Source organism: Acetobacter fabarum, from assembly GCF_029069195.1.
GTDB classification, from domain to species: Bacteria; Pseudomonadota; Alphaproteobacteria; order Acetobacterales; family Acetobacteraceae; genus Acetobacter; species Acetobacter fabarum_A.
In genome coordinates this window covers 17,209-27,281 of sequence record NZ_JARDYK010000017.1, presented here as the reverse complement: position 1 = coordinate 27,281, position 10,073 = coordinate 17,209, and the positions used below count along the sequence as shown (strand labels likewise).

The 10,073-nt window shown below is 56.2% G+C and carries 8 protein-coding genes; 4 read left to right on the top strand and 4 right to left on the bottom strand.

Translation table 11 applies throughout. The annotated features are described in order from the left end of the window. Positions 1-18 precede the first annotated feature (18 nt). Positions 19-714, bottom strand: a complete 696-nt coding sequence (locus PY793_RS13430) for an energy transducer TonB (RefSeq protein WP_275178502.1) — start codon at positions 712-714, stop codon at positions 19-21. A 735-nt stretch (positions 715-1,449) separates the two neighbouring features. Between PY793_RS13430 and trhO the strand changes: the two genes are divergently transcribed. From trhO to PY793_RS13410, 4 genes are all read left to right on the top strand, one after another. Beyond that, positions 1,450-2,511, top strand: a complete 1,062-nt coding sequence (trhO, locus tag PY793_RS13425; protein ID WP_275178501.1) for an oxygen-dependent tRNA uridine(34) hydroxylase TrhO — start codon at positions 1,450-1,452, stop codon at positions 2,509-2,511. A gap of 148 nt (positions 2,512-2,659) precedes the next feature. Then, positions 2,660-3,187 carry a hypothetical protein gene (locus PY793_RS13420; RefSeq protein ID WP_275178500.1) on the top strand — a complete coding sequence of 176 codons (528 nt, stop codon included), beginning with the start codon at positions 2,660-2,662 and terminating at the stop codon, positions 3,185-3,187. Positions 3,188-3,491: 304 nt separating this feature from the next. After that, positions 3,492-5,552 carry a S46 family peptidase gene (locus PY793_RS13415; RefSeq protein WP_275178499.1) on the top strand — a complete coding sequence of 687 codons (2,061 nt, stop codon included), beginning with the start codon at positions 3,492-3,494 and terminating at the stop codon, positions 5,550-5,552. A gap of 111 nt (positions 5,553-5,663) precedes the next feature. Further along, positions 5,664-6,323 carry a Rossmann-fold NAD(P)-binding domain-containing protein gene (locus tag PY793_RS13410; RefSeq protein WP_275178498.1) on the top strand — a complete coding sequence of 220 codons (660 nt, stop codon included), beginning with the start codon at positions 5,664-5,666 and terminating at the stop codon, positions 6,321-6,323. Positions 6,324-6,478: 155 nt separating this feature from the next. Here the strand turns inward: PY793_RS13410 and PY793_RS13405 are convergent, their stop codons facing one another. The 3 genes from PY793_RS13405 to hchA form a co-directional block, all read right to left on the bottom strand. Beyond that, positions 6,479-7,201 (bottom strand): PA1136 family autoinducer-binding transcriptional regulator, encoded by a 723-nt coding sequence (locus PY793_RS13405; RefSeq protein WP_275178497.1) that lies wholly within the window; start codon positions 7,199-7,201, stop codon positions 6,479-6,481. A 236-nt stretch (positions 7,202-7,437) separates the two neighbouring features. Continuing rightward, complete coding sequence (locus PY793_RS13400) at positions 7,438-8,433, bottom strand: NADP-dependent oxidoreductase (RefSeq protein WP_275178496.1); 996 nt, start codon at positions 8,431-8,433, stop codon at positions 7,438-7,440. Positions 8,434-8,613: 180 nt separating this feature from the next. Then, entirely contained in the window at positions 8,614-9,483 is an 870-nt protein-coding gene (gene hchA, locus PY793_RS13395) for a glyoxalase III HchA (protein ID WP_275178495.1), read from the bottom strand. Positions 9,484-10,073: the final 590 nt, after the last annotated feature.

Sequence of the window (10,073 nt, the reverse complement as noted above, 5' to 3'; positions counted from 1 at the left end):
CCGGAGCTTTAGTCTGTGTCAGTCATCCAGACGGAAGCGGATGACATATGTCTTGTTGACTTCCCGCACGGGCACACCATTGCGGCTTGCGGGCCGGTAACGGGCCTTGTGCACGTAATCCAGCGCGGCCTGGACGAACGCCTGACCACCGGTAACCGACTGCACGCGGCAGTTGCTGGTCATGCCCGTTGTTTCCACATCGCACACAATGGTGACACGGCCTTCAATATTGTCTTCCTCCATTTCTGGCGGATAGACGGGGCGCACGTTGTTCAGCGGCGAGGTGCCTGCCGTTGTATCGGGCACATTATTGGGCGGCGTGTCCACCGGAGGGGTCTTGGCGGTCTGGGTGGGGGAGGCCGCAGGCTGCTTGGGCGGTGTGCGGCTCACGTGCCGCATCGGGGGCTTGGGGGGCGGTGGCACCTCGATTTTTGGCGGCGGAATAAACGGCGGTGGAGGCACCGTCATGACCGGCGGAGGGGGCGGTGGCGGAGGGGGTGGCGGCGGAGGAGGGGGCGGTAGAACGCGCGTCTGAATGGGCGGTCTGGCCGGTGGGGGCGGGCTGGCACCATTGCTCATTCCGTGGATCAGCCCCCATATGCCAAGAATATGCAGGAAAAGAACAACAATAAAAGCACCAGCTATAACAGCAGTACCGACCTCCAGATCATACCGCCGAGCTTTCTTTTTTTGCTGTTCAAGCTCATTTTTCATGTCAGTTCTTCTTTATCACAACCAGCCACAAGCATGATCTTCCTTTCCTTTTTACTTATTAAGCAGCAAAAAGCAGGGTATGTTCTCTTACCCATTCCCCTGTGCGGTGTGCCGACGCGGCACCGTGCGCGGCCATACCCCCGGCGTGCTGAACCACGGGCAATGAGAGGCTCCCCCCAAATGAACGGACGGGAGTGCAAGAAAACAAAAAAGATGAATTTAAATAAGTCTTTTTCATAATCAAACATCCTTCACAGGCCATGCATGCCCAGAACATGACAGAGGTTAACAAAAGCCAGAATCTGCACTTTTTGCGCCGCCAGAATGGAACTGAACAAAGAGTGCAAACCGCGCGATGCTGTTGCCTTAATCCTTAAAAAACACCTGCCCCACCATGAAAAACGGGTAAAGGCGAACGGAATAAACAACTCATTACTTTTACAGAATAAAGACAGGACTTGCCCGCTGTCAATATCATTCCGCATCCGTTATATATTGAATTGCGCCTGATAACGGCATATTCCTCTTTAAAATCTGTTCAATCCTGCAAAAAAGATAGATTGAGGCCTCAGGGAGCCTCCACAAACGGACAAAACAGGTCCCGTTAAAAACACTTGTCGGGTAGGGAAGTGGGCAGCTAAAGCAGGAGCCTGCCTGTCAGACGATCTGCTGCGTTACACCAGCAGGATGTACTGGCAGGGCCGGACCGCCTTACATGCCTGCAAGGAATATACCGTGACCGCCAGTTCTGCCCCCCCCGCCACCAATACGCCCGCCGATCTGCCTGTCTGCGTGGCGGCCCTTTATCGTTTTACGGGGTTTGAAAACCCGGCAGACCTGCGCGGCCCACTGATGCAGACATGCGAGGCAAACGGTATAAAAGGTATTCTTCTGCTGGCAGGCGAAGGCATTAACGGCACCATAGCGGGCAGTGACGTAGGCATAGAAGCCGTGCTGGCCCACATTCGCCTGTTACCCGGTTGTGCGGATATTGTGGTCAAGTTCTCCCGCGCGCCGTCCATGCCATTCCTGCGCATGAAGGTCCGCCTGAAAAAAGAAATTGTCACCATGGGCATAGAAGGCACCAACCCTAACCACATTGTCGGTACCTATGTTGCTCCCAGAGACTGGAACGCCCTGCTCCAGCACCCTGACACCATTCTGATCGACACCCGCAATGACTATGAAGTTGCCGTTGGCACATTTGAAGGTGCGGTGGACCCCAAAATAAAAACGTTCCGGGAGTTCCCCGAATGGTTCCGCCAGAAGCGCGACCAGTTGGAGGCACAGGGACGCAAACCCCGTGTGGCCATGTTCTGCACAGGGGGAATACGCTGCGAAAAATCCACGGCCTTCGCCAAAGCGGAAGGGCTGGAAGAAGTTTATCACCTTGAGGGTGGTATTCTCAAATATCTGGAGACCATTCCACAGGAGGAGAGTCTGTGGCGTGGTGAATGCTTTGTGTTCGACCAGCGCGTAACCGTGGGGCATGGCTTAAAACCCGGCAATCTGGAACTGTGCCATGCCTGCCGCGCGCCCCTCTCTCCTCAGGATAAAACCTCTGCCCTGTATGAGGCTGGAGTAAGCTGCCCCCATTGCCACGACACGCAGAGCGCGCACAACCGCGCCCGCCATGCCGAACGTGAACGCCAGACCCGGCTGGCAGCCGAAAGAGGGGAAACCCATCTGGGCATGAACATGGCACAGGAACGCGCGCGCAAACGCAACCTGCGTGAGGAGGAACTCCAGCGCCAGCAGGCGCTTCGCCAGAGCGTACTGGAACGTCTGCGCGATTAGACGACAAGGGGCAAACACAGCCCATCACACTGCTGAACAAAGCGCCTGCACAGGCAACGGGACTAGCCAACCCGCCAGCCCCTGATCTATATCAGGCGCGCGGAAGCAGCTTCCATTACACAAGCGGCACGCATTGCCGGGGACGTGGATGAACATACATTGTGCATGGTGCGAGCGGGAGATACTCAATACTGCCCATGCCCCTTACTGTTGCGCACGCTGCGAGAAAAAAGCCAACAGGGCGCTGGCCGCCATTAGTGTGCCCCAGACCCCACAACAGCGGGAAACGCGTATCATCCGTGGCTGTCTGGTCAGCCTGGTTGCTGTGATTACCGTTACGCTTGGCCTGCGTATTCTGGCGGGCTCTCCCCCACCACCTGACAATATTGTCATGGCGCAATCGGCCCCCTCCCCCAAAATGGACCACAATGCAGCGTCTTACAAAGCGGGGCAGAATGCACGTATCCAGTGGAACCGCTGGCTGGGCGGCCAACACGGGGACCGTCGTAAGGGAGCTATTTACTGGCTAAACGCCATAGCAGGCCAGCATGCCCGGCAATGTGACGGCACAGTGGAGTTTGCGCTTGGCTGCTTTGACGCACACCGGCACATGGACAGGATTGAACCACAATTTACCATCAGCCCGACATTCCGCACCGGGTGGGACAACCCTTAATACCAGCTCAGGTCAGGTGCTTTTACAGCAACCATGATGCGCACAGGAGTACACGCTCCTTACGGGAGGGCACGGACCAAAGCTCCTGTGTTCATCCGCATTCTGCACAATGCAAACCACAAGCTCCGAGGGGCCAGACCGCAGCGTTTGACGGGTACGGCACGCGGGTATCCGGTACCATGGCATGCATTTTCTTTGGAAAACAAAGCTGCTACACGAGACGCGTGAAAGTTACAGTATAACAATCGGAGACAGATCCGCCATGAAACGCTTTTTTGGTAAACGCCTTTCCCGGACAGCGTTCATGGCCCTTGTTTCCACAGCACTTCCGGGGACGAACTCCGTGCGGGCCGAAGAAGGCATGTGGCCTTTTGACCACCTGCCAGTTGCGGCCATGCAGTCTGCTTACCATTTTACGCCAACACCGGAATGGATCAGGCATGTCATCCAGTCTTCTGCCCGGCTGGCTGAAGGCTGTTCAGCCTCGTTCGTCTCCGCCGATGGGCTGGTGATGACAAACCACCATTGCGCCAATTCCTGCCTTGCAGCACTTTCGGACAAGACGCACGATTATTTCCGCAATGGATTTTACACCAAGTCTCTGACGGAAGAACGGCAGTGCCCCGGAATGGAGCTGGACCGGCTGGATTCCATTATGGATGTCTCCAGTCAGGTCGAAGCAGAAACCAGAGGCAGGAGCGGCAGCCCTTACGCCTCCGCCATGCAGGCCATTGAAAGCCGCCTGACAAAAGACTGCCTCCAGGGCGATGCCACTCACTGGCGGTGCGATATGGTATCGCTCTACCATGGTGGGCAGACCGCACTCTACCGGTATCGCCGTTATCAGGATGTGCGCATTGTAATGGCACCTGAACAGGGAATTGCATTTTTTGGCGGCGATCCGGATAACTTCAGTTATCCACGCTACGATATTGATCTCTCCATGCTGCGTGTTTACGAAAACGGCAAACCTGTTCACACACCGTACCTTCAGTTCGACATCAACGGTCCAAGCGAGCACGAACTTGTCTTTACGTCTGGCAATCCCGGCCGGACGCAGCGTGGTTTACCCGCAGTGGCACTCGCCTTCCAGCGCGATGTTATCAACCCCACGGTCATCGCCCTTCTAAGCGTGCGCGAAGGTATGTTGTGGCAATATGCGCGTGAGAGCGCCGAGCATGAAAAACAGGCCGAAGATGAACTCTTCAGCGTACAGAACAGCCTGAAATCCTATTCCGGCACACAAAGCGCCCTGCGCACAGGCGACATCGTGGAACGCCGCGCAAAGGAGGATGCAGCCCTGCAGGCGTGGATTGACGCCACCCCCGCGCGCAGGCAGGAGTTTGGAACACCATTTACAACGGTCAACAAGGCCATAGCTACCCAGCGCAGCTTATTCACGCAGAATATGGCTCTGCGCATGGCACTGAACGGACTTGCCGGTGAAGCCATGACATTGGTAAACGGCGCAGCCGAACGCCGCAAACCCGACGCCAGACGCAATGCGGGGTATCATGATGCACAGCTTGGTGAGATCGAAGCGGAACTGGGCGCAAAAACACCCGTTTACCCGGAGCTGGAAACCGCATCTCTCGCTCTGGGTTTGACAACGCTGCGCCAGCTTCTGGGCGCGGATGATCAACTGGTGCAGATGACACTGGGGCATGAGAGCCCGGACACCCTTGCCGCCCGTCTTGTGCATGAGACAAAGCTGTCTGACCCTGCCGTGCGCCTTGCGCTGTGGAAAGGTGGGCAAGACGCCATCAACGCCTCTTCCGACCCGATGATCGCCTTTGCACGCCGCCTCCACCCGGCTCTGGTCACCCTGCGCGACCTCATGCGTGATGAAGTTTCCGCCCCCCTGCATCAGGCCGAAGGAGCCATTGCCCGCGCCCGTTTTGCACAGGCAAAAGCCGGGGGGCGCCTTGATACACTTTATCCGGATGCAACATTCTCGCCCCGCCTGTCCTACGGCACGGTGCGAGGCTGGACACAGAACGGGAAAACCATTCCCGCCTTTACCGATTTTGCGGGCATGTACCGCCACGCCACTGGCAGTGAGCCTTTCAACCTGCCTCAACGGTGGCTGGATGCAAAAAGCAAACTCGATCTTTCAACACATCTGGATTTTGTCTCCACGAACGATATTGTCGGCGGCAACTCCGGCTCGCCGGTGCTGAACCGGGAAGGCCATGCTGTCGGGCTGATTTTTGACGGTAATTTACCAAGTCTCGCAGGGGATCTGTATTACGACATCACCTCAAACCGTGCTGTTTCAACAGACACCAGCGCCATCATTGCCGCCTTGCGGCATGTGTATGACGAGCAGACGCTGGCCGATGAACTTTCCAGAGGCCACAGATAAAATCTTCTTTTGGCATAAATAACCTTAAATTATTGCCATCGGGAAAAACCATGGAACCCTCCGCTCCATGATTTTTCTCCAAAGCGGCTGAACGAATTGGGGTTTGCACTCATGACAACACGGGTTTTACTTGCAGGAGCTACCGGACTCATAGGGCGTTGTGTTGATGTCGGGTTTACCCAGCGTACCGATATCGCTCTCACTTCGTTAAAGCGTTCAGGATCATCCGGACATGGTCAACCAATCGACTTCGAGCGCCTGCGCTCCGAACCTGAAACAGTGTTGAGGGAAGCCGCACCCGCAGGGGCTGACGTAGCGATCTCGTGCCTTGGCACAACGATCCGCGCGGCCGGGTCACAGGCAGCCATGTACCGGGTTGACCACGACTATGTTCTCGCTCTTGCCCAAGGCGCCCGCGCACTGGGCGCGCACCAGTTTATTCTCGTATCGTCCGTCGGGGCGGGGGGCGCGGGTTTTTACCTGCGTACCAAAGGTGCAATCGAGCGCGACATCACCGCACTGGGTTTTGCACGAGTCGACCTGATCCGACCCGGTATGCTGCTGGGAAAACGCGCGCAAACCCGGTTGCTTGAAAGCCTTGGACAACGGGTGGTAGCTGCTCTGTCACCGATGATGATCGGCAGGCTATCACGCTATGGGGCGATTTCCGCCGGGACCGTTGCCAGGGCGATTGTCCGGCTCACCGGTGAAGAAGGCTGCGGGTGCCGGATATATTCCAATTCCCAGATCACCCGGATCGCCTGTTCGTAAACAGCCCTGATAACCAGAACGTCAATACATCCGAAATGCTCTTTTGTCTGGCGTATGACCAAGGCCCTTCGAGGCTCCCGTGACCAGCCATACGTTCGATTGTGTCATAGCGTGATCCTTCGTTATCCTGTGCATGTACCCCAGATGTACAACTCTCAGCTCTCGATATCGCCATTCTGTATGGCAGTGCGGATGGCCTGCGCCGTAGTCGATGCCCCCAGACGCTTACGGATACGCCGCAGATGATTTTCAACCGTCCGTTCCGAAAGACCAAGGATCGCCGCAATATCAACCTGACGACGTCCTGCGGCAGTCCAGGACAGCACCTCCCGTTCCCGCTCCGAAAGCCGGATGGCGGTCTTTTCGCTGGGACCATCAATCAGTCTGCGCACTGTTGTAAAAGCAGCCCCGGCAACCATGGACAGGGCGAGGCGCGCCGTAACCGATGCATCGATCCTTGTTCCCCCAAGGCTCATGGCCCCTTCAAGGCCAAGTGGCCCGAAGATCGGTACCTGAATCCCGTGAATACCCCCACCCTGCGGTGTATCGACCCTCCGGTAACACTCGCCTGATGCTCCTCCCGATGTCTTGGTCCAGAAGAACGGTTCGTGCGCTTCCAGAATGTGATGCGTCACCGGGCAACGCCGGACATAGCTGGCGGCATCGACTTCCTTGCCGTCTCCGAACCAGTCGCCTTCGACCCAGTATATACGGTCAACAATGTCCTCACGCGCCGATGAAGCCGCGAACAGCACAAAACGGTCATACCCGAGCCTCTGCCCGAATGGCCGGATAGCGTCCTCGACGGCGTCTTGCGTTTTCGCCCGGACGATCATGGTCGCAGTACCAAACGCCGCCTCGGCGATCGAGGCCGTCATTCCCGGACCTCCCGATGGTCTGTTCCTGTCATCATCCTGTTCCTTCCCAACAAACCGTCATGTCAGCGTATTCCTGTTCCAGCATTGTGGCCACGCGGCACTGTTCCCATAGGTCGCCATGCGGTCAATGGCCCCGGCAGGCCACCCGGTGATGATGACGGCATGCAGCCATTCACATCGTATCCTCTGGCGGGAAGTACCAAAGCCGGGTTGCCTCTCTGCGGGCTGTCCGGACCTTACGCATCCAGACGCACGAGCGCCTTACCGGTATTGCCACCCCTGAAGAGCGAGAAAAACGCCTCGGGGCCATTCTCCAGACCGTCAAAGATCGTATAACGGCTCTGGATCAGGTTCTGGGAGACCCAGTATCCCATCTGCGCCATGCATTCATCACGGCGGGACACGAAATCGCTGTTGATGAAACCACGGATCTGCAGGCGCATGGAGATAACCCGAAACAGGTTCGAAAACCCGATCGGTGCGTCAGAATTGTACATGCCAATCATGCCACAGATCGCAAAGCGGGCATTGCGTTTGGCAACACCCATCGCCGCATCAAGCTGCTCGCCACCGACATTGTCGAAATAGACGTCCAGACCTTCTGGCGCTACCGCGCGCAATTTATCCTCGAACGGGCCGGGAGATTTATAGTCGATGACATGATCGGCCCCCATAGACCGTACGAAATCGCATTTTTCCTTGCCACCGGCCGAGCCAATAACCGTCATGCCGCGCAGCTTGGCAATCTGCACCACAAGCGATCCGACAGCACCCGCCGCAGCGGAAACGAAGACGATGTCACCCGGTCTGGCTTGCGCCACATCAAACAGACCGAAATAGGCCGTCATGCCAATTGTTCCCAGCACATCAAGGAAGTATTCGTCCCTGAGGTCTCCTGCGGGCAGAGCCAGCGCGTCCGCAGCCTTGAGGGTCGCAACATCTCTCCAACCCAGAAAATGGCTGACCCGCTCACCAACCTTAAAGCGCTCGGACCGCGTTTCTACCACCCGCCCGATGGCCGCCCCTGTCATGGGTTCGTCCAGTGCGAACGGTGCAATATAGCTGTCCCCCTCGTCCATGCGCGGCCGCATGTAAGGATCGACAGAAAAAAAGCTGTTCGAAACCCTGATCTCGCCATCTTTGAGCGGCTGATCGAGTGTGTTGCGCAGAGCGAAGTTCTCCATGGTGGGAGAACCCTTCGGACGGGATATGAGGTTCCAGGCGCGGGACATGTGTTCTGCTTTCATCTCAGGATTACGGGACGGGCATAACCAACAGGACGACCGATGGCGTAAGCCGGGCCAGGGCTCCGTTGGTATCCACACGCACCCGCAAGTTTGTGGAAGAACGGGAGACCCACACGGCTGCTGGCTGCCTGCCAGCGCGTTGCCGCCTGAGACTCCCGGTTTATCTTATGCGCTGGCAGCTTCGAGAAGGGCTTCTGCCGCAAGTTTACCAAGATTGTTGGAGGCCAGCGGGCTGTCACCCGTCAACAGGTGACGATCGCGATGAACCTGCCCGGTAATTCCGGCATTGAGAATCCTGACGTTGTGTTTACGCAGACTCTCACCGACCAGCCATGTCATCGGTCCGGGAATGTAGCCAATCTCGATATTGGCTCCGGTGTCCAGACTGTCGGGGAACACGCACATCTCATAGCCTTCATAGGCGAACCTGCCGCCATCAACCGCTGTGGCCAGCAGGCTGGCCGGTCCGTGACAGAGAGAGATCGTAAAACGCTCATTGGCCTGTGCCCAATGCAGGATGTCACCGACTTCCCTGCTGAAGGGAATACCGTTGAGCACGCCGTGACCACCAGGGATGAAGACGCCGAGATATGGTGTTTCAGCCGTGAAGCCTTCACCAATCACATCAGCCAGTTTCTTTGGCTGTTTAAGCTGCTGTTCGTATTTCCTGTAGACTGACTTGACGGCCTCATCCTCGTGCGGGAAAGCCCACCACTCGAGCTTGACCGGATCGCCAGAAATGGTTGCAACTTCGATTTCAAACCCGGCCGCGTCGAGATGGTACATGGGCAGCAGCATCTCCACCGGATGGTTGCCGGTCGAGAAAAACTCGCCGCCTTTCATCATCAGATACCGTTCCTGCGAGCCGATCATCAGGACCTTCCATTTTCCACCCGTATAGGGCTTCGGATAGGTCGTGCCGTCAAAATCGGTCTTCGAGGACGTGTACTGGGTCAGAGAGTATTCCGATGGGAAGAAGGCATTATCTTCCGCACGGTCAGATACCGGAGCGCGGCTCAGTTGTTCATTGCTCATGGAGCTTCTCCTGTTTGTGAAACCTGTCGTCAGTAACCGGTTTGCGGCGAAAAACCTGCGAATCTCCGCAAACAGAGCAGGACGACACGGCACAAACTGGATCATAAGCAGTTGCGGTTGAGAAAAAATGAGGGAAATCCCTCAATCCGCAGATAAGGTTCGTTCTTCCTTCCAATGCCATCAAATACCAAGAACACACCCCACGCATAAATCGGCTTCTCATGCGTGAGGAAAGTTCTTCAACAGTCCCTGACAGAGCCCGCATTGCATGGAGCCCTTGCACCCGGCAGCTCCATGCCATCCCAGCCAATCAAGGCATGTGTGATGGAATGACAGAGCATTGCTCAAATCCATGTTTTTTTCGAACGCTACACGTTACACGCGGCTTGAAAATCCATGTTGTCATGGGTATGGAAAAATGTCGCTTGTAGTCATAACTTCGGATTTGCGCCTACGATTCCCAAAGATTTACTTTGTTTATGATTTTTTAAGATAAAACAAAATTACCGGCGCAAATATTATGTGGTTTTTATCTGTATAGTGACTGTTTCAATAAACATTATTAGGACCGGGACATGACAAAAAACTCC